This window comes from Blastocatellia bacterium, from assembly GCA_025054955.1.
GTDB lineage: Bacteria > Acidobacteriota > Blastocatellia > HR10 > J050 > JANWZE01.
Genome location: JANWZE010000061.1, coordinates 20,151 through 38,911 on the forward strand (window position 1 = coordinate 20,151; position 18,761 = coordinate 38,911).

Genomic DNA, 18,761 nt, shown 5'->3' on the forward strand with positions numbered 1-18,761 from the left:
GAACTCCTTCGAGGCTGCTTGCTGCACCAATTGATCGGCGCAGCCCCCAAGCAAGACGATCCTACCAATTGCGTGTGGAAAAATCCTTGTTCATTGCAGAGCGGCTGCGGAGCCCACCTGTAAATCCACGATCCGCGTTCGGCCATTGGTATCACATCGGTCACCTGGCGTAGTAGCCAGCGCGTGTCCGCACCGATAGGTTTTTGTCTTTGGTTTTCACTTTGATCCGTCGCCAACTTCCGTCACGACGGGTGTTGCTCGGATAGTAGCCGAGCGTGTAAATGGCCCGCAATTCGGATGCGACCTGCTGATACGTTTGATCCAAGTCCTCCAATCGCGCGGCATAAAACATCATGCCACCGGTGATCTCGGCCATCATTCGCAATCGCTCGCGAGCGATGCGGTAGGCTTCAGGCGATTCATTGAGGTACTTGTAAACGACCTCTTGCTCCGTGTCCAAATAGATGGGAAAGGTGGTAATGTCAGATTCCTCCAGGCGGGTTAACAACTCTTCAAAGCTCACAACGGTGGGAACGAGATTGAATTCACTGATCGAATTATCCACGCCATCAGATAACACCACCATTGCATTGCGCTGGCCCTCAGTTCCTTGGAACACCTCGTTAATGACCTGATAGACAGCTTCGTACAAGGCCGTCCGTCCTCTATCTATGCTCATTTGCTGAATGCGTTCTCGGAGCATCGCGCGGTCGTGAGTCAGCGGCGAGATCAATTTCGCCTGATGTGTGAAGGCCACAACGGCAACGCGATCCTGAGGACTCAGGATGTCAATGAAGCGAATGGCCGCTGCTTTGAGCACCTCCGCTTTTTCACGCATGCTGCCGCTCAGGTCGAGCACCAACGCTAAGTTAATCGGGGCTGAGTGAGGCGAAAAAAAAGCGATCTGCTGAAGCACATCATCCTCGAAGACCTGAAAGCTGGACTGGGTTAATCCAGCGACAGGTTTACCTGAGCGATCACGAACGATGAGATTCAAATTCACCAGCTCGCTATCCAGCACGAGCACATCTTCATCGGCTGAGATAGCCGATGTTCCTGATTGAGTGCCAGCACGTGTCGCGCCGCGCGACATATCTTGAGCCTCAGCTTGACTGGCTTCGTTTCGCGAGCGGAGCACCGGCTCAGAACGACGGTTGGTAGAGGATTGCCGTCCGGGCAGCCCTGCATCCGGGCGTGTACGCGATGATTGCTTCTTTGGCTCGTCAAAGACATCATCCTCATCGCGGCGTGGCTTCTGCCTTGTTTCACGATCGGGGTTGAAGAAGGGGTCCTCATCGAAGATAGCAAACGGGTCACGGTCTGATGAGCGAGGTCGTCCTGGCGAGGAGCGTCCCGCCTCCGCGCCCAACGGCGGGATGACGCGCACTCCGACGCCCATTGAACCTTCCGACATAGTTTTTGTATCGCCGTCAACTTTGATCGGGCCAACGCCTGAACGAGCGTCATCAGCGCCACGCTCTCGACTTCCGACAATCCGGCTGGACGTGCCCGCGCCCGACGTGGGCGTTGCATGAGGCCGGTTTGCCTGAGTTGCATCCCGGTGGTCAGTGTCGCGCCAGGCTCCATCCGATGAGGCCGCTGGAGCCGATCGCGCTTCTTGCACATGGCTCTTGCCAATCCGCACGTTGCAATTGCGCGGCGCATAAACCGTCAGATCAATTCTGACGTCAGCGCTCGACGGACGGCACCCTACGACAATCGTTGATTCACTGGCTGCGATGCTCAGCTCTGAAAAGAAAACAGGTTGTCCAGCCGGGCTGATCTTTTCCGCTTTGACGTGAACGTAATGCTCATTCCACGTTTCTACCTGAACGCGGCCCGACGGATTATCAATTTCAACTGTGCCTCCCGGCAGAATCTGAAAACTCTGCTCGAATGCAGGTGGCTTCTGCGAACTGGCCCAAGCGACTCCCCCCACCATAGACACGAGGACCATAGACAAACAGCGCCATAAAAATCTTCGCTTCATGTTCTCTCCTCCTCCTTTTCCAAATAGTACCAAGACCGGTACTCGCAGTATCTTGAGAGGTTCGGCTGGATTTTACGGATATGTGCGCCGACTGTCAAGAAAAACGCTGAAGAACGAGCACACATCAGATGCCATCAGGTCGGGGATTTGCAAGTCAGCAGAGTTTCCCCGATGAGCCGAGGCTCGCCACGAATCATGCGAAGGACTCACGACGGAGACACGGAGAGGCTCAGTTGGCCCGCCTCTGTGTTCTTAGTGTCTCTGTGAGGAAATAGTTTTCCCAAGAGTCGCCCATGTGCTCCGCGCTCGCCACGAACGATGAAAATCAATTCTTTCGTGAGCTTCGTGTGTTTCGTGGGCGATTTCCAGGAGAAAGCGCCGTCGCCGCTTCGCTCTGCCGGCGCACTCCAAAGAGTCAGGAATCGTCCATGTGCTCCGCGCTCGCCACGAACCATGAAAAAGGTTATTTGCAGAGCATGCGTTTTGGAGTGCGGCGGCAAGCCCGCAGGGCGCGACGCCGCTTTGGCCCGGTGCGCAGTGTCAGGACAGAAAGCGCCGTCGCCGCTTCGCTCTGCCGGCGCACTCCAAAAAGTCAGGAATCGCTCTAATGCAACAGCACGCCACGAAGAATGAAAATGGTTATTTTTAGAGGAGTTGTTTATGTCGTCCGGGACGACGCCCAGAAACGATGAAATACACCACAGGCAGGAATGCCTGTGCCACTTTTTGTGAGGAGTGACTGCCTGGGTTACGAGGGGCTGGCAGCGATGGCGCGAAGGCTGCATGCTAAGAGCTGAGGCCGTCTAAGAGCTGATCGTTTTGCGATGAGATAATGAAGAGCAAACATCCATTGGTCGTCCACACTTCTTCATCTATGCTATCGGGCATATTGTGGATGTAGTCGCCTGCTTGATATGCTCGTTCCCCGAAATGAACATCGCCCTGAATCACATAGCAAATCTCTGTGTCATCATGCCGGTGAGCCGGGTAACGAGCGCCGGGAGCCATTTGGATGAGCATGGTCACTGCCTGTCTCTTTTCGTCCACGAATAAGTTTTTGGCAAAGACGCCGGGATAGCCGGTCTCCAGCCACCGGCCTTCGTTGGCCCGAACTTCCCACCGGCCGGTCGGCGTCGGAGGGGAAGCTTTCCATTCCTTCCAAATTTGCCGCCCGCTCGATCTCCAACTTTTTGTCTGACGCTGCTCAATCCGTTGCATGAGACGATCTCGCAGATGGGCCGGTGGTTGCACCGGCGGAGCGGCCAGTCCAAGCTCACCGACCAACTGGTTCAATCGTTCAAGCTCCGACTGGCATTGGCCACATCCGGCCTCCAGATGGGTTTCAAACGCGCGACGTTCGGCTTCATTGAGAGCACCCAAGGCGTAAGCCGCCGCGAGCTGATGAATCTCATGTTGTGCACGATCACCGTTCATGCCTGAAGTCCTTCTTGTAATGGAAGAAGCCATTCCCGCAGCTTCATCATGCCCGACCGGATGCGCGTCTTCACAGTTCCCAGTGGCTCTCCCAGATACTGGGCAATCTCCGCGTGCGACATGCCATGAAAATAGGCCAGCTCAACCGCCTGGCGCTGATCAGGATTCAAGCTGCGCAAGGCTTCTTGCACAAGCTGGCGTCGCTCTACGGTCAGAGCATCCTCTTCAGGGCTGGCCAACGTGGAGGTGAAATAATGCGCCTCGTCTAAGGATTCTTCACGATGGCGTTGGCGTTTGGCCACACGAAGACGATCAATCGCGCGGCTACGAGTCAACATGGTCAACCAGACCAAAGGGGTTCCCCGTTGAAGGCTATAATCACCGGCTTGCCGCCAGACTTGTTCGTAGACATCCAAGGTCACTTCTTCTGCTTCTCCTGGATCACCCAAAATTCGTAAGGCCAAACCATACACGAAGCGGCTCGTTCCATCATAGAGTTGACCGAGCGCCACCTGATCCCCTGCTGCGATCTGGCGAATCTGTAACGTCCATAGCTGCTCCTGAACGCCACGCTCAACCACTTGTCCCACAGCCTCCATTATCCATCGCTCCAACCCCAGCAAAATACGTCGCAACTTGGCCAATTGGATTTCTTCAGGAATCAAAGAGACAAAAACGCTCACCGCGCCATACGAATCCGATGATTGTCCAAGTCGGCAATCAGCAGGAGTCCGCCGCGGCCAGCAGCGACATCGCGTGGTCCTCTGATACTCGCCTCAGTGGCCGGACCGCCATCGCCGCTAAAACCATCTTGCCCATTTCCAACGACTGTCTGGATGCGCCCGTCCAACTCAACCCGCCTGATGCGATGGTTGCCTAGGTCAGCGATGAGAATGCGGCCCACTTGATCAACATCCACGGCGCGTGGGAATCGGAGCTTCGCTTCGACTGCTAAAAGTCCATCGCCGTTATACCCTTCCTCGCCATCTCCGGCGACGGTTACGATCACGCCATCAGGGCCGACCCGTCTGATGCGATGGTTATCCATGTCGGCAATATAGAGGTTGCCGTGTTTATCAAGAGCGACGTCGCGAGGCCGATTCAATTGTGCCATGACGGCTGGACCGCCATCGCCGCTGTAGCCGCCGATTCCATCACCGGCCACGGTTGATATTTTTCCTCCGACGGTAAACTTACGGATTCGATTGTTGAACACATCGGCCACATAAACATGACCCCTGGTATCAACGGCTAGACCAACCGGGCGCGCGAACATGGCTTCTGTTGCTGGACCATTATCTCCGCCAAATTCTTCGCTGCCATTTCCAGCAACCGTTGTGACAATGCCGGCTGCATCAACCATGCGGATGCGGCCATTGAGCGTATCGGCGATAAACAGGTTGCCCTTCGAGTCTAGTGCTATACCAAGCGGCTGATTCAACTGGGCATTGGTTGCCAAGCCACCATCACCGCTATAGCCCGGCCGACCTGTTCCAGCCACCGTTGTGATGATGCCGTTGGTATCAACGCGACGAATGCGATGGTTGCGCACATCGGCGATATAGATATTCCCCTGCGCATCAATAGCCACGGCGGCGGGAGCATTTAAGTGCGCCTGCACGGCTGGCTGACCATCGCCATTAAATCCGGGGATACCGGTTCCGGCCACAGTCTGAATGATCAATTCCTGCGCCGACCATGCCGACACACCCGCGCCCACGCAGCACATCATCGCCGTTAATCGCCACATCCACCAATTCACTGCACGCATGAGCCATTTCATAAGCCACATTGTCATATAACACTGTCTTGAAGCATGGCAGGTGGACAAAAACTGCATCCACCTGTCATGAGCTATGTGCACGACTCCATAAGAAGAGGGAGGCCGATTGTTATTCAGGAACCACCTGACCGCGAATTTCGCCCGGCGGATTCAGCGCTGTATGGATATTCAAATAGAGCTCGCCGGCCAATAGAGCCTTCAGCAGTGTTGGCGTTAACGGCTGAGTTTGAACCGTACTGCGCCAGACACCGGAAGCCGTTCCGCCAACGAATTCGGAGCCAATATCTCTCACCACTGGACCTGTAGCACCAACGGCTCCGCGATGGAAATGGGCAGCCGCAATCGGACCACTCAGTCCATCAACAGTGATCTCGAACAAGAGTTCAACGCCGCCATTGGCCGCCGTCCGCAGCGTCATGGCTGCGGTGCCGCTTGGTGTTCCCGTGACGGTCGGCGGTGGCACTTCCTGAGCCACATTCAGCTCAGCCTTGAAGCTCCGAGTCGGGTAGACTTGACCGCGAATTTCGCCTGGCGGATTCAACGCTGTGTGAATGTTAATGTACAAGTCTCCTGCCTTGAGTGCTGCCAGCAGCGCCGGCGTCAATGGTTGTGTCGTGTCTGAACTGCTCCACGTGCCAATCGCCGTGCCTCCGGTGAAATTGAGGTCCTTAACAACTGGCCCTGTCCGACCCGCTTCTGCTTGGTGAAAATGGGCGGCACGTATCGGTCCACTCAATCCGGTCACCGTGATACTGTAGGCCAGTAGAGCGCTGCCATCAGGGTTCTCCGTGAGCTTCATCGTGGCCGTGCCTGTGGCTACGTTGTCACCCGTCGGAGCGGGAATTTCTTGGGCTTTGTTCAAACGGGCAGTAAACACCGTTTGAGCATCAGCAGTGGAATGAAATGCGAAAAACGAAACGACGCCTGCCACCAAAACAGCAAGCTTCATCCTCATAGTTCGACTCCTCCTTACAAAGTATTAGCGTTGATCGCTGGCGGCTATTATTCACATGCGTGGTTGAACCGTCAACCAATGAGACGATTTCCTACAATTTTTACAAGCAACTCATCGGCGTTCCAGTAAGGCGACCAATTCCAGATGCGGCGTGTGAGGAAACAAATCAATCGGGGTGATCTGCAAAACGTCATACCGCAATTGTAATGTTTGCATATCGTCGCGAAAGCTCGCCGGATTACAAGAAATGTAAATGACCCGCTGCGGGGCAAGCTGATTGATCTGTCGCGCCACTTTGGGCGAAAGCCCGGCTCGCGGTGGGTCCACCACAAGCGCATCAACGGATTCCCCGACCCACTCGCGCAATTGTTTGGCTTTGGCGCATCGGAAGACGGCATTCCGGATATGATTGGCCGCGGCATTCTCGCCGGCCATACGGATTGACTCCGCGTCGAAGTCCACACCCACGACGCTGGAAAACAGGTGGCTCAGCGCCAATCCAATCCCGCCACTGCCACAAAACAAATCAATCAACACTCGGCGGTGAGCGAAGCTCGCAGCCAGCTCGCGGACGCACTGGTAGAGCCGCTCAGCGCCAAACGTGTTCACTTGCAGAAACGATGTGGGTGATACATGAAAGAAGAGTTCGAGAATTTGTTCACGGATGGTAGGGCGTCCTCGCAATAATTCATACTGTTCACCTAGCGCGGCGTCGCCAACCGATTGCCGCGAAGCAAGCCAGAGCGACGTGACAGCCGGTTCCGATTCGGTCATGGCGATGAGCTCTGCCCTGACGCGGGCCAATGCCTCTTGAAACCCGATCGGGTTCACAACCAGACAGACAAGAATCTCACCGGTGCGCTTCCCTTCCCGGAGCACCAGATGACGAAAGAAGCCCTGATGATTGCGCTGGCGGTAACAGGGTAACTTGGTCGCAAATGCCCATTGTTTGATCATCGTATAAACGTGATTGGCTGTCTCAGAAAGAAACGCGCTGCGGTTCAGATCAGCCACCTGCCAGAATTTCCCCCGCCGATGGAAACCAAGCGCCGGACGATCCTGGGCGTCGTACCCGAAGGAGAATTCCATTTTGTTTCGATGGCCGACGATACGCGGACTCGGCACAATCGCCCGGATGAGCGGTCCATAAGCCTGGCCTAGCGTCTGCCGCGCCATCTGGCTCTTTCGTAGCAATTGCTCGTCATAAGGGAGAGCATGCCACGGCGCGACGGCCTGTTCTGCTTCTTCAATTATCAATGGACTGTCCTGTTGACCAGCCAATGACATGGTTTTGCTCCGCATTGAAAGCCGGAAAGTCTAGCATGAAAACAAATGCTTGTCCGTCGGTGGACGTCGTTGCCAAACAACCGAGTTCGTTGTAAAACCTGAAGCTTTGTAAGGAGAGGAACGATGACTGAAAAGAAACAAACGGATCGCCGGATTCGCACGCTGCTCACGCGATTGCAGAAGGCTTACCCGGATGCGCGATGCGCATTGAATTTTTCCAATCCGCTTGAACTGCTGATTGCGACTATCTTGTCGGCACAATGCACGGACGAGCGCGTCAATCAGGTCACAGCGACGCTGTTCAAGAAATATCGAACAGCCGCAGACTATGCCAATGCGCCGCTCACGGAGCTTGAGCGTGACATCCATTCGACGGGCTTCTATCGCAACAAAGCGAAAAGCATCAAAGCGGCGACGCAACGCATTGTGGAGGAATTCGGCGGCCAAGTGCCGCGCACGATGGACGAGCTGCTGACGCTCCCAGGCGTCGCGCGGAAGACAGCCAATGTCGTCTTGGGCACCGCCTTTGGCATTCCAACGGGCGTCGTGGTGGATACGCATGTGGCGCGGCTGGCGCAACGGCTTGGGCTGACGCGACAGAACGACCGGGATAAGATTGAACAAGACCTGATGCAGATTCTGCCCCAGGACGAATGGATTGATTTTGCGCATCGCTTAATCGAGCACGGTCGGCGAGTCTGCAAAGCCCGCAAGCCGCTTTGCGCAGAATGCGTCCTGGCCGATATTTGCCCATCACGAGAACAGTTTCTTGGGTGAGAAGACGAGTGCTTCGTCAACAGCTCTTGACTCATGCTTGCGCGTGTTGATTCAACCTAACTGCACGCATGATGGATGGCGATGACTGCATTGCTAACGTGCCTTCGCAGTATATTCTTTGAAGCCGTTTCCACTGAACGACATCAACGGCTGCCACTGACCGGACGCATTCTTCTGCCAGAGCTGACCTGTGTATTGAGCTGTCTGCTCGTAGATGATCGGCTCAGGCAGCGGGAACGGCAGTCGCCCTCGAAGCGGATGAGTGTTGATCGCCCGTATCGTCAGCGCCACACGGATGGCCTCATTTTCTGCTCGAAATGTCGTCTCGATAGGATATTGCTTGCGATTGATCGCATCATACGCCCAACGAGTGTGAGTCAGTTCATACTCCTTTTTTGTGAAGATGTTCCTCTGGCCTTGCACGTCAACGCTGGCAACGCCAACCGGCTGGCCGATGAAATCGCCAATCTCAAGCGCCAACCCCGGCTCAGAATATTGTGCCCAGTTCCACAAAGCATTGGTGAAGTTCCACTCTCCCCAATTATGGTCGTGGTAGCCAGGAGCGCGAATTTGATACACCTGACCATCCAGTTCAATCTGACCGGTGACGTCGGCCCGAGGCATGTAAATAAGCCAGCTCATCTGTTCCCACGGAAACCGCCCAACGTTCATTCGATTGGCTGCATACCAGGGGGCACTCTGCGAGATGTAAAGCAGGTCCCATTTGAGCCGAGCGTCGCGGCTGGCCCCAACGATGCGATATGAACCGCCATCAATCACGCGAATCGTGTTCGCCTCGATTTGCACATCGGCCTTCTCATACGACGCCGTAAACTGCTCAGGCCGATATATGTCAACTTTGCTGACAACCCCTTGTGATGTATAGACCACGCCAACAACCTGCACGAGGCTCGGCCCCGGCCGCTTTTCCGGATTCGCGACGAAATAGGCGAAGATGCCTTGCAGGTCTTGTATCGTGTCGTAGAAGTTAAAATACCACCACTCGATATAACGATTGTCGTGTTTCCCATCAGCGAATTCTCGGTAATGGTAAGCGTCATCAGCGAGCGATACATCCTGGGCCGGCGCGAAGAATGCAGGTTCTACGGCACGGCCAAATGATAAAACCATCAGGACCGATAGTAGCAGGAGCTTCATTCCGATTTTGTGCATGTTCCCTCTTGCCTCACTACGAAAGACCGGACGGAAGCCGTAGCAGGAGCTTCATTCCGATTTTGTGCATGTTCCCTCCAGTCCCCTCTCCGTGGAGTGGGACGCTTTGATTCAGAACGCGATTTCTCATGATTCGATCAATCAACACCAGGGCTGCCATGCGAGCAGTTTTATGGTTGTGGTAGATTGCAGCGCGTCGGCCCACGTGCAATCTTGAGGGACGAACAGCCCTGCCTAAAACGGACTGGAAAGCCAGCATGATGGCAGTTCGACGTGGTTGTTCGACCATGCTGGTACTGGCTCCCGGACTTGAACCGGGGACCTCCTGATCCACAGTCAGGCGCTCTGACCAACTGAGCTAAGCCAGCACCGAATCGCCGCATATTGTAACGAGGCAGGTTCGCTTCCACAAGAGAACCGACGAGACTGTCAGCAAACCAGCGAGCGATCAAATCCCCGTCGGTCGGCGCCGATGCCAATCTGTCTGAGCCTGATATGCATTGGCGATTTGTAGCAATTTCCTTTCGGTGAACGCCGCGCTCATGAATTGAATTGCTGTCGGTAATCCGGCCTGACCGAAACCGTTGGGAACAGTCAGGGCTGGCACGCCGGCCGCATTGCCGGCTGGAATCACGGCTGGACCGCCGCCGACGCCGGGATACGCTTTGTCAAAATCAACACCGATGGGATAGGCCACGGTGGACCGCGTGGGCGCAACGAGCGCGTCGAATTGACTGAGCCGCTCATGCAACGCGCGTCGCAATGGCCCGCGCAACCGCATCGCTTGTAGATAGTCTACGGCTAACACCATCATCCCAGCATATCCGCCAATGCGATCTCGCTTACATTGGAGTTGTTGGAGTCCGCCACTCTCAATCAGGTCGAGAAAGGCGCTGCTGCCTTCGGCATCCACGATGGTGCTGACAATCGGGCCATAGGGGAAATCCGGCAGCTCAACGTCGCGCTCTATGATAGAAAATTGCTCGAGAACCCGAAGAGCTTCTTCAAAATTTTTGGCGACTTCGGGCTGAACTCTGTCAGTCACGCCTTTGATGACGCCCAGTTTGAAAGGCTTGGCAGACGGGCGCGGCGCCGCATTGACCGAGTAATGAAACTGGCGTTTGACTGACGATGGATCGCGAGGATCATAGCCGGCGATGGCGGCCAGCACCAGGCCGCAGTCATCGGCGGTGCGGCACATCGGGCCGAGCTTATCCAGCGTCCATGCTAACGCCATCGCGCCATGTCGGCTGACCAAGCCATACGTGGGCCGCAAGCCGCTGATGCCACAAAAGGCCGCGGGCGTCAGGATCGAACCAGATGTTTCCGACCCGATGGCAAACGCGACCAAACCAGCCGCCACGGCTGCGCCCGATCCACTCGATGAGCCGCCACTCCAGTAGTCTAGATTCCACGGCGTGCGCCCCGGTCCGGTGAATGACGCATCGGCGTTGTTGTACCCCATGCCGCCGGCTAATTCAACCATCGCGAGCTTGGCAACCAACACAGCGCCGGCTTCTCGCAAGCGCGTGATCACCGTCGCATCGTAATCAAACACCTGCTGGCGGAACGGCGCAGCGCCCCAGGTCGTCGGGATGCCTCTGGTGGCCAGCAAATCTTTTGCGCCATACGGAATGCCGTGAAGGGGACCGCGATAGCGACCACGCACGATTTCGCGCTCGGCAGCGCGCGCCTGTTGCATGGCCAACTCTTCGGTGATCGTCACGACAGCCCCCAGTTTGGGGCCAAGCTGCTCAAGCCGACCCAGGTAGGATTTTGCTAGCTCAACCGGAGAAATCTGGCGCCGACGTAGCAATTGCCCTAACTCACGAACGGATAAAAAAAGAACATCCTCTGAGAGCATGTATTCCCTCTGCCAATCCGTGATCAGAGAGCGCGAAAGATAAAATCAGGCTCATCGCTATTATTCAACTTGCGTGCGCGCACTCGTTCGCCCGTGTTGACCACGTTTTCTAAATCCTTGCGAACTTCGTCCAGTTGATCGGACGTGAGGTATTTTCCATACCGCTCCCGAACGATGTCCAGCAGAGCGCGCACCACTGGCGCTGGCTCAGATGAGGAGGGCTGTTGTTGCGCCGCCTCAATCGAAACAGCGGGCATCAATGGAACGGCGATCAAACTCTTGACAAGCGCTCGTCGGGATGGCCTTGGCGCGTTGGAGTTTTTCGATCTCTTCATGATGCTTCACAACACTGAATCTATCAGAGCTGATATGTTCTCCAAGTAGGTCGCTTTATCAGAGAATCCCAGATGGGGTTTGCCCACCACGTTGCCTTGTCTGTCGAGCACGACCAACATCGGAATCGAAGACTGAGCAAATTGACTGAACACATCCTGATTCACATCGCGCAGGATGGGAACCTTCAAGCCGAGCTTCTGGGCAAAGTCGGCCAGTTGCTGATCCGAGACTTTTCGATCATCAATGCTCACCCAGAAGACTTTGACATTTTTGCCTTGATATTTGTCAGCCAGCGCCTGCAAAGCAGGCAATTCCATGCGGCATGGAGGACACCAGGTCGCGCCGAATGAAAGAGCCACAACCGAGCCGCGCAACTCGGCAAGCGACGTCTGTCCGCCGCCGAGCATCGGTAGCTTCCACGAAGCTGATGAGGTTTGCGCGACGGCGCTCATGCTCGCCATTGAAACGATGGGCCACAAGCCGAGCGCCACACCGCCAATCCACAAGCAGATGATTCGGCACACGAACTTATTCATCGTTGAATACCTTTTTGTCACACGAATCAGATGTGCGTTCTGCTCAACCGGCTGCCTCTCATCATCACCAAGTTCATGCCGCGCGCTCGATGGGTTTGAGATTGAGGTTTCCATCCAGATGATATTTCATGCCTCTGCCTCGCGCCGGCAGATCAAAGAGCACCGGCTCAAAGATGCCCTCCAGGATAGCCCGCAAACCGCGCGCGCCGATGTTTTTCTTGATGGCCTCGCGGGCCACGTGCTGTAAGGCTTCGTCCGAGACCGTCAGTTCTGCGCCTTCCAATTCAAAATACCGACGAAACTGCTTGATGAGTGAATTGCGTGGTTTGACCAGAATGTCCACCAAGGCCTGCTCATCCAATGGGTCGAGGTTGACGATGATCGGCAACCGCCCAATCAGTTCGGGGATCAAGCCGTAGCGCAGCAGGTCTTCTGTCAGTACCTGTGGCTGACGATCCTTCGTCGGCGGCTTGGAAGTGAACCCGACAGCGCCGCGCTTGGTGACGCGGTCGCGAATGATGCGATCCAATCCGTCAAACGCGCCGCCGCAGATGAACAGGATATGGGTTGTGTCAATCTGTTCCTGATTGGCCTGCGGATGCTTCCGGCCGCCAAGCGGCGGCAGCGTGGCCAGTGTGCCTTCAATGATCTTCAGCAGCGCCTGCTGAACACCTTCGCCGGAGACATCGCGGGTGATCGAAGGACTCTCGCTACGACGGGCGATTTTGTCAATTTCGTCAATGTAGATGATGCCACGTTCGGCTGCTTGAATATCACCATCGGCGGCGACAACGAGCCGTGCCAAGACGTTCTCCACATCCTCGCCAACATAGCCGGCTTCGGTCAATGTCGTAGCATCGGCGATAGCAAACGGCACACGCAAGAATCGAGCCAGCGTGCGCGCAATGAGCGTCTTGCCTGTGCCGGTCGGGCCGATCATTAAGATATTGGCTTTTTCCAACTCCACATCGGCCAACCCACGATCCAGTTGTTCTAATCGGCGATAATGTTGATAGACCGACAACGACACGCGGCGTTTGGCATGTTCCTGACCGATGACATATTGATCAAGAAATGCTTTTATCTCGGCGGGCTTGGGCAACGGCAACGATTCAAATTGAACACGGGTCCGCTCTTTGGACACCACGTTATCGGCCATCGTGTTGAGCGCCCGAATGCAGTGCAGACAAACGGCTGCGTCAGGGCCGATGCTCACATACGCGCTGCCGTCCACTCGACCGCACAAGAAGCAATACTGTTTTCGTCTCGCCATACTCTAATCCGCGTCAATATCTAACCAAAGAATGGGCTGATGGTCAAGGATTCTGCGAGAAACAGAACCTTCGTCGTTACGGGTGAGTCGCGTGCGAGAACGCGCGTCCAGCCGTATTAGGTCGCTCTGATCGTCTCCAGTCCATGCGCCTGCGGGCCTGTCTCGTGACGGCGGAGCAAATACGAGAACAAAACTCCCATCACGCCAAGACACGATAATATCCACATGCCGGTGGCATAACCGCCTGGATTGGTGGCGCTGGCGCCCGACAGATCGTTGGCCTTGCCAAGCAGCAAATTGAGCGCAAAGAAACCGATCTGCTGAATCAATGTCATCAACGCATAACCCGTGCCCAGTCGGCTCTCATCAACAATATAGGCCACCGACGGCCACAGCACCGCCGGGATCAGTGAAAAGGCAATGCCCAACATCGCAATCGGCACCCACAAGGTGAGAGTGGTCTGCATCATCAACCAAAAAACCGGCATCAGCAATAATGAACCCACCAACATGAACAAGGCCCGCTTGCCCACTTTGTCAACTAACAGGCCGAACAACGGCGTGGCCACCATGGCCGACAGCGGGATCAGACTGTTAAAGAATCCGGCGGCTTGCCGCGCTTGATCTTCGGCTAACTCGCCAAAGTGTGTATGCATGAAAAATTTGACAGCGAATGTGCGGAACGGGAAGATGGCTGAGTAGAACGTGAAGCAAAGTCCTACGATCAACCAGTATGACGTGTTGAATCGGAATATCTGCCGAACATCCAGCCGATCCACTTCGCCAGCCTTGCCCAGCGTGTACCGTCGTTGTGCGCTGGCTTCCAGGACCCAATAGCCGATGGCCGCCAGCACACAGATCACCCCAAAGCCAACCGCCAGCATCAGCGGTCCCTGCCAGCTTGCCTCAGCCTCTGTGCCATGCGGATAAAAAACGGAGCGTGCCCAGTTGGGTGAATTATCCGCCGCGACTGAGCCTAACCGAGCGATCGTCAGATTCACACCAAATGCGAAGCTGAGTTCCTTCCCCTTGAACCATTTGGCCAACGCCGTGGTGACGGCCACGATCAACGATTCGGCGCCCAGACCCAACACAGTGCGTCCAGCCACCATCATGGGGAAACTACCCTGCGCCGCCGTGAGCAGCGCGCCAAGCAAACAAATCACAGCAAACAAGGCGATGGATTTCCTGGTGCCGATGCGATCAATGATGATCCCGCCAATGAGCAATGTCAGCACAGCCGCGACGCTATAACTGGAATTGAGCCAACCGATGTCGGAATCGCTAAAGCCAAGTTGCTTGATGAAAATGTCAGCCAGTGGGTTGATGGCGTCGTAGATGTAGTAATTCCCAAACATCGTCAGGCTGACTACGATCAGCGCAATCCAACGCAGCAGCGGCTGCGGCGACGCATGCTCTGACGGGAGGGTGTGAGCAGTGTGATCTGACATAGTCGTGTTCCTGTCTTTGCAAGGATGTTGCCAGCGTCGTGCGACGAGAGCCTCATTTCTAGCTGGAATACAGAGCGCGGTCAAGCCAGAAGCGAAGATTTGTGCTCGCCAAAGGAAAAAACCGAAGAGCGTTTTAGGACTTTACAAACGCCGGTGGGTTTGAGAACAATGGAGCCTTCCCAGTAGTACCAGATCATTGAGATAAGGTGGGCGGGTCTCTCGCTGAAGCGGTCGAGTGGCCGCAGCGCCTGCGTCACGAAGGAGAAGAGCATGAGCGAGAAACAATTCAAGCCGTACATTCCGGCGGAACAAAGCGTCGCCGAATTCAGCATACGCGCTATCATTCTGGGCGCGCTGTTCGGCATCTTGTTTGGAGCTGTCACCGTTTACGTTGGACTGCGCGCTGGCTTAACGGTCTCTGCGTCCATTCCCATCGCCGTGTTATCCATCAGCATCCTGCGCGCGCTGGGCAAGAGTACGATTTTGGAAAACAACATTGTGCAAACAACAGGCTCAGCAGGCGAATCGGTCGCTGCCGGTGTGATCTTCACGCTGCCGGCTTTGATCTTCCTGGGTTTTCCTTTGGAATACTCGCGTATTTTCCTGCTGGCATTGATTGGCGGATGGCTTGGTGTGTTCTTCATGATTCCGCTGCGGCGGCAATTGATCGTCAAGGAGCATGGCAATTTGCGCTATCCTGAAGGAACGGCCTGCGCTGATGTGCTGATCGCCGGCGACCGCGGCGGCTCGTTTGCCAGCCGCGTGTTCTGGGGATTGGGGCTGGGCGGCGTGTACACTCTGTTCCAAAACGAGAATATGTTTTCGGCGTGGCCAGGCCGACCGACCTGGAATCCGGAAAAGTATCCGGGTTCATCCGTTCGCGCTGATGCCACGTCTGAGTATCTGGGTGTGGGTTACATCATCGGTCCGAAAATTGCCGGCATCATCTTTGCTGGCGGCGTATTCTCCTGGCTGGTGCTGATGCCGGCGATCAAATTCTTTGGTTCAGCACTGACGACCCCGCTCTATCCGGGCACGATCCCGATCAAGGATATGACGCCTGACGATCTTTGGCGCGCCTACATTCGGCCGATGGGCGCCGGCGCAGTGGCCGCCGCAGGACTGATTACGCTGATCAGAACGATTCCCACGATTGTGGCGGCGCTGCGCGCTGGCGCCAAAGACATTGGGCGAGGCGGCCCGGCTGGCTCACAACGAACCGATCAGGACTTGCCGCTAACGGTGGCGCTGGGCGGCGCAGGCCTCTTGCTAGTGCTGATGTGGGCGATGCTCACATTCAAACCGGTGCCCGGCGCGCAGACGGGCGTGTTCGCGAATTTGGTGGCAGCTATTTTCGTCGTCGTGTTCGGCTTCCTCTTTGTGACGGTCTCGTCGCGCATCGTTGGGATTATCGGCAGCTCGGCCAACCCAATCTCAGGGATGACCATTGCCACACTGATGGCTACGTCAGCAATGTTCTTAGCGATGGGTTGGACGGCCGGCGCGTATGGCGCGCTGGCGATCACCATTGGCGGCGTGGTATGCATCGCAGCAGCGAACGCTGGCAACACGTCGCAAGATTTGAAGACCGGCTTTCTTGTGGGGGCGACGCCGCGCGCTCAGCAGTATTCGTTGATGATCGGCGTGGCGGCTTCGGTGTTTGTCATCGGGCTGACGCTCATCGGCATGAACAAAGGTCTGGAGGAATTCCGCGCCGTTTCCCTGCCGGCCATTGACATCAACAATCTTCCGGCCGGTGTCACGATCCAAAAAACCAATTTCAACGATGAAGGAGACCGCCCGCAGATCACCGTCAAAACGGCCACCGGCGAGGAAACGCGGCAGGGAGCCGATTATATGCTGCTGAACGCTGTCGGATCGGCCGTCATCGGCGATGGCAAATACCTATACAACAAACAGACGAATCAAATCGAGGTGCAGTGGATTCAAGGCATCGGCAGCGAGCGAGCGGCCGCCCCGCAGGCTCGATTGATGGCCACCGTGATCAATGGCATTCTGACGCGCAAATTGCCCTGGGGCTTGGTCCTGTTCGGCGTCTTCCTGGTGATTGTTGTCGAGCTGCTGGGCATTCGATCGCTCTCGTTCGCCGTCGGCGCGTATCTCTCTATCGGAACGACGTTGGCCATTTTCTGTGGCGGCGTAGTGCGTTGGTTGGTCGAGCGAGCGGCCGGCAAAGCGGCTGCCGAGCATGAGAGCGAAGTCAGTCCCGGCTCACTCTATGCCAGCGGCTTGATCGCAGCCGGTGGCATCGTCGGTCTGTTGGGCATTGCTGTGAAATTGCTGGAGAGTCAAGGCTACGTCGGCAAGGATTTCCTCAAATTCGATCCGAGCGGTCCGTTGGGATTTTTGCACCATTCATGGATCGCCGTGGTGATGTTTGCGCTACTGGCTGGATCGCTCTATCACTTTGCTCGCAAACCGTTGGACAATACGCTGCCTCACCAGCAGCAATAACGAGGTGCATCCCTTGAGAATGGGGGCACAGGCGTTCCGTCTGTGCTCCATTCTCCGTCTTCGCGGCGTGCAATACCATAGAGGCGATTCCCTTGAAAACAGGTGGTGCATGTGCTAGTGTCCCTGTCTCTGTTTATCACTACGGGAGGATCAAAGCTCAATGGAAATCAAACAACGCATGGTTGATGACGTTGTCATCCTGGATATTGATGGAAAAATCCTATTGGGTGAGGGCGATGTGCAATTGCGCGAAACGATTCAGCAGCTCACGCAAGCAGGTCATAAAAAGCTGCTCTTGAACCTCGCCAATGTGCCCTACGTGGATAGCGCCGGGCTTGGCGAGATGGTGCGCTCCTACACTACAGTGGCCCGAGACGGTGGCAAATTGAAATTGCTCAACCCAACGAAACGGCTTCAGGACCTGCTCACGATTACCAAGCTCATCACCGTCTTCGACCACTACGACTCGGAAGAGGAGGCGATTCAGAGTTTCCAGTCGGCTTGAGCGGGCGCTGCGGCGCTCATTCGCCGATGATCTGACAGATGACCCGGCGCCGGCGCGCGCTGGTGTCAAAGTCACACAACACAATCTGTTGCCATGTTCCCAGGAGCAACTTTTTGTTGACAAATGGGACGGACAACGAGGGGCCGATCAATGCAGCACGCAAATGGCTGTGCGCATTATCATCAATTCGATTATGGGCATAAGCAGGGTCCTCGGGTATGAGCCGCCGAAGCGTTTGCTTGAAGTCTGAGATAGCTCCCGACTCATACTCAATCGTGGTCAGGCCGGCTGTGGCGTGAGCCACAAAAATTGTTACCACTCCTGATGTAATGCGACTTGATTGAAGGATGCGTGCTACCTCGTCCGTGATGTCGCGAATATCATCGCGCCCGTTTGTGTTGAGTGAGAATTCTTTTGTTTCAACGACCATGAGCAGCATGCTAGCCAAGCTGATCAGAGATTGCAAGTGCATGATTTGGTGAACTCGCGCCCATGAATCGTTCAGTCCTGGTAGCTGTCAATGACCTCTTTTTTGTTGGTAAAATCCGCAGCGTCGCCGAGCAGCTTGGTATCCGGCTGACGATTGTCAAACAACCGGATGAGGTTCTCGCCCACGTTCGAGAAGCAATTCCGGCATTGATGATCCTGGACCTCAGCGACGCGCGATTGCAGCCGCTTGACCTCATTGGCCAGATTAAGAGCGACGCTCACCTGGCCGGCATCAAGATCATCGGTTTCTATTCACACGTCCAGGTTGATCTGTACAAACAGGCCACAGACGCCGGCTGTGATCAGGTATTGGCCAAGTCAGCATTCTCACAGATGCTTCCGGCTTTGCTCTCACAGCTCGCCTGAGCTCAACCTTACGCCAAATTAAAGACCACGCCCCTTGTAGGGGGTATCGTTGTTGGCGTCCGCTGAC

General features: G+C 55.7%; 17 protein-coding genes and 1 tRNA gene. 4 read left to right on the forward strand and 14 right to left on the reverse strand.

The window, feature by feature from the left end:
- Positions 1–160: 160 nt before the first annotated feature.
- The 6 genes from NZ823_08565 to rlmD form a co-directional block, all read right to left on the reverse strand.
- The gene (locus NZ823_08565) at positions 161–1,990 is read right to left on the reverse strand and encodes a VWA domain-containing protein (GenBank protein ID MCS6805177.1); all 1,830 of its coding nucleotides are present in this window, start codon (positions 1,988–1,990) and stop codon (positions 161–163) included.
- Between the two features lie 786 nt (positions 1,991–2,776).
- Complete coding sequence (locus NZ823_08570; GenBank protein ID MCS6805178.1) at positions 2,777–3,424, reverse strand: cupin domain-containing protein; 648 nt, start codon at positions 3,422–3,424, stop codon at positions 2,777–2,779.
- A complete protein-coding gene (locus tag NZ823_08575) occupies positions 3,421–4,107 on the reverse strand; it encodes a sigma-70 family RNA polymerase sigma factor (GenBank protein ID MCS6805179.1) in 687 nt (228 codons plus the stop codon). The genes NZ823_08570 and NZ823_08575 overlap by 4 nt, the downstream gene beginning before the upstream one ends.
- Positions 4,104–5,195: an NHL repeat-containing protein gene (locus tag NZ823_08580; protein ID MCS6805180.1), complete on the reverse strand. Its 1,092-nt coding sequence runs from the start codon at positions 5,193–5,195 to the stop codon at positions 4,104–4,106. Before NZ823_08580 ends, NZ823_08575 begins: the two co-directional genes overlap by 4 nt.
- A 121-nt stretch (positions 5,196–5,316) precedes the next feature.
- Positions 5,317–6,162: a CHRD domain-containing protein gene (locus tag NZ823_08585; GenBank protein ID MCS6805181.1), complete on the reverse strand. Its 846-nt coding sequence runs from the start codon at positions 6,160–6,162 to the stop codon at positions 5,317–5,319.
- A 111-nt stretch (positions 6,163–6,273) separates the two neighbouring features.
- Positions 6,274–7,449, reverse strand: a complete 1,176-nt coding sequence (gene rlmD / locus NZ823_08590) for a 23S rRNA (uracil(1939)-C(5))-methyltransferase RlmD (protein MCS6805182.1) — start codon at positions 7,447–7,449, stop codon at positions 6,274–6,276.
- Between the two features lie 123 nt (positions 7,450–7,572).
- On the opposite strand from rlmD, the gene nth reads away from it, so the two are divergent.
- Positions 7,573–8,226 carry an endonuclease III gene (nth, locus tag NZ823_08595; GenBank protein MCS6805183.1) on the forward strand — a complete coding sequence of 218 codons (654 nt, stop codon included), beginning with the start codon at positions 7,573–7,575 and terminating at the stop codon, positions 8,224–8,226.
- Positions 8,227–8,319: 93 nt separating this feature from the next.
- Here the strand turns inward: nth and NZ823_08600 are convergent, their stop codons facing one another.
- The 7 genes from NZ823_08600 to NZ823_08630 form a co-directional block, all read right to left on the reverse strand.
- Positions 8,320–9,399, reverse strand: a complete 1,080-nt coding sequence (locus NZ823_08600; protein ID MCS6805184.1) for a hypothetical protein — start codon at positions 9,397–9,399, stop codon at positions 8,320–8,322.
- A gap of 291 nt (positions 9,400–9,690) precedes the next feature.
- Positions 9,691–9,767, reverse strand: a tRNA-His gene (locus tag NZ823_08605).
- A gap of 80 nt (positions 9,768–9,847) precedes the next feature.
- A complete protein-coding gene (locus NZ823_08610) occupies positions 9,848–11,263 on the reverse strand; it encodes an amidase (GenBank protein ID MCS6805185.1) in 1,416 nt (471 codons plus the stop codon).
- A 23-nt stretch (positions 11,264–11,286) separates the two neighbouring features.
- Positions 11,287–11,598 carry a hypothetical protein gene (locus NZ823_08615; GenBank protein MCS6805186.1) on the reverse strand — a complete coding sequence of 104 codons (312 nt, stop codon included), beginning with the start codon at positions 11,596–11,598 and terminating at the stop codon, positions 11,287–11,289.
- A 6-nt stretch (positions 11,599–11,604) separates the two neighbouring features.
- Entirely contained in the window at positions 11,605–12,135 is a 531-nt protein-coding gene (locus NZ823_08620) for a TlpA family protein disulfide reductase (protein MCS6805187.1), read from the reverse strand.
- Positions 12,136–12,208: 73 nt separating this feature from the next.
- Positions 12,209–13,408, reverse strand: a complete 1,200-nt coding sequence (gene clpX / locus NZ823_08625) for an ATP-dependent Clp protease ATP-binding subunit ClpX (protein MCS6805188.1) — start codon at positions 13,406–13,408, stop codon at positions 12,209–12,211.
- A gap of 116 nt (positions 13,409–13,524) precedes the next feature.
- On the reverse strand, positions 13,525–14,859 hold the full coding sequence (locus tag NZ823_08630) for an MFS transporter (protein ID MCS6805189.1): 1,335 nt from the start codon (positions 14,857–14,859) through the stop codon (positions 13,525–13,527).
- Positions 14,860–15,129: 270 nt separating this feature from the next.
- Here NZ823_08630 and NZ823_08635 point away from each other — a divergent pair, with 270 nt between their 5' ends.
- Both NZ823_08635 and NZ823_08640 read left to right on the forward strand, forming a co-directional pair.
- Positions 15,130–17,334 (forward strand): oligopeptide transporter, OPT family, encoded by a 2,205-nt coding sequence (locus NZ823_08635; protein MCS6805190.1) that lies wholly within the window; start codon positions 15,130–15,132, stop codon positions 17,332–17,334.
- Positions 17,335–17,494: 160 nt separating this feature from the next.
- Positions 17,495–17,839: an STAS domain-containing protein gene (locus tag NZ823_08640; protein MCS6805191.1), complete on the forward strand. Its 345-nt coding sequence runs from the start codon at positions 17,495–17,497 to the stop codon at positions 17,837–17,839.
- A gap of 16 nt (positions 17,840–17,855) precedes the next feature.
- Here the strand turns inward: NZ823_08640 and NZ823_08645 are convergent, their stop codons facing one another.
- Positions 17,856–18,269, reverse strand: coding sequence for a secondary thiamine-phosphate synthase enzyme YjbQ (locus tag NZ823_08645; GenBank protein MCS6805192.1), 414 nt, complete (start codon positions 18,267–18,269; stop codon positions 17,856–17,858).
- 62 nt (positions 18,270–18,331) lie between these two features.
- Here NZ823_08645 and NZ823_08650 point away from each other — a divergent pair, with 62 nt between their 5' ends.
- Positions 18,332–18,694, forward strand: coding sequence for a response regulator (locus tag NZ823_08650; protein MCS6805193.1), 363 nt, complete (start codon positions 18,332–18,334; stop codon positions 18,692–18,694).
- The last annotated feature ends 67 nt before the right edge of the window (positions 18,695–18,761 follow it).

What these genes read in the sequence shown, in the direction of transcription:
- clpX (MCS6805188.1), bottom strand. Translation starts at nt 13,408, where the DNA reads ATGGCGAGACGAAAACAGTATTGCTTCTTGTGCGGTCGAGTGGACGGC.
- NZ823_08570 (MCS6805178.1), bottom strand. Translation starts at nt 3,424, where the DNA reads ATGAACGGTGATCGTGCACAACATGAGATTCATCAGCTCGCGGCGGCT.
- nth (MCS6805183.1), top strand. Translation starts at nt 7,573, where the DNA reads ATGACTGAAAAGAAACAAACGGATCGCCGGATTCGCACGCTGCTCACG.
- NZ823_08585 (MCS6805181.1), bottom strand. Translation starts at nt 6,162, where the DNA reads ATGAGGATGAAGCTTGCTGTTTTGGTGGCAGGCGTCGTTTCGTTTTTC.
- NZ823_08635 (MCS6805190.1), top strand. Translation starts at nt 15,130, where the DNA reads ATGAGCGAGAAACAATTCAAGCCGTACATTCCGGCGGAACAAAGCGTC.
- NZ823_08650 (MCS6805193.1), top strand. Translation starts at nt 18,332, where the DNA reads ATGAATCGTTCAGTCCTGGTAGCTGTCAATGACCTCTTTTTTGTTGGT.
- NZ823_08615 (MCS6805186.1), bottom strand. Translation starts at nt 11,598, where the DNA reads ATGAAGAGATCGAAAAACTCCAACGCGCCAAGGCCATCCCGACGAGCG.
- NZ823_08580 (MCS6805180.1), bottom strand. Translation starts at nt 5,195, where the DNA reads ATGCGTGCAGTGAATTGGTGGATGTGGCGATTAACGGCGATGATGTGC.
- NZ823_08620 (MCS6805187.1), bottom strand. Translation starts at nt 12,135, where the DNA reads ATGAATAAGTTCGTGTGCCGAATCATCTGCTTGTGGATTGGCGGTGTG.
- NZ823_08630 (MCS6805189.1), bottom strand. Translation starts at nt 14,859, where the DNA reads ATGTCAGATCACACTGCTCACACCCTCCCGTCAGAGCATGCGTCGCCG.
- NZ823_08600 (MCS6805184.1), bottom strand. Translation starts at nt 9,399, where the DNA reads ATGCACAAAATCGGAATGAAGCTCCTGCTACTATCGGTCCTGATGGTT.
- NZ823_08645 (MCS6805192.1), bottom strand. Translation starts at nt 18,269, where the DNA reads ATGGTCGTTGAAACAAAAGAATTCTCACTCAACACAAACGGGCGCGAT.
- NZ823_08565 (MCS6805177.1), bottom strand. Translation starts at nt 1,990, where the DNA reads ATGAAGCGAAGATTTTTATGGCGCTGTTTGTCTATGGTCCTCGTGTCT.
- NZ823_08610 (MCS6805185.1), bottom strand. Translation starts at nt 11,263, where the DNA reads ATGCTCTCAGAGGATGTTCTTTTTTTATCCGTTCGTGAGTTAGGGCAA.
- rlmD (MCS6805182.1), bottom strand. Translation starts at nt 7,449, where the DNA reads ATGTCATTGGCTGGTCAACAGGACAGTCCATTGATAATTGAAGAAGCA.
- NZ823_08640 (MCS6805191.1), top strand. Translation starts at nt 17,495, where the DNA reads ATGGAAATCAAACAACGCATGGTTGATGACGTTGTCATCCTGGATATT.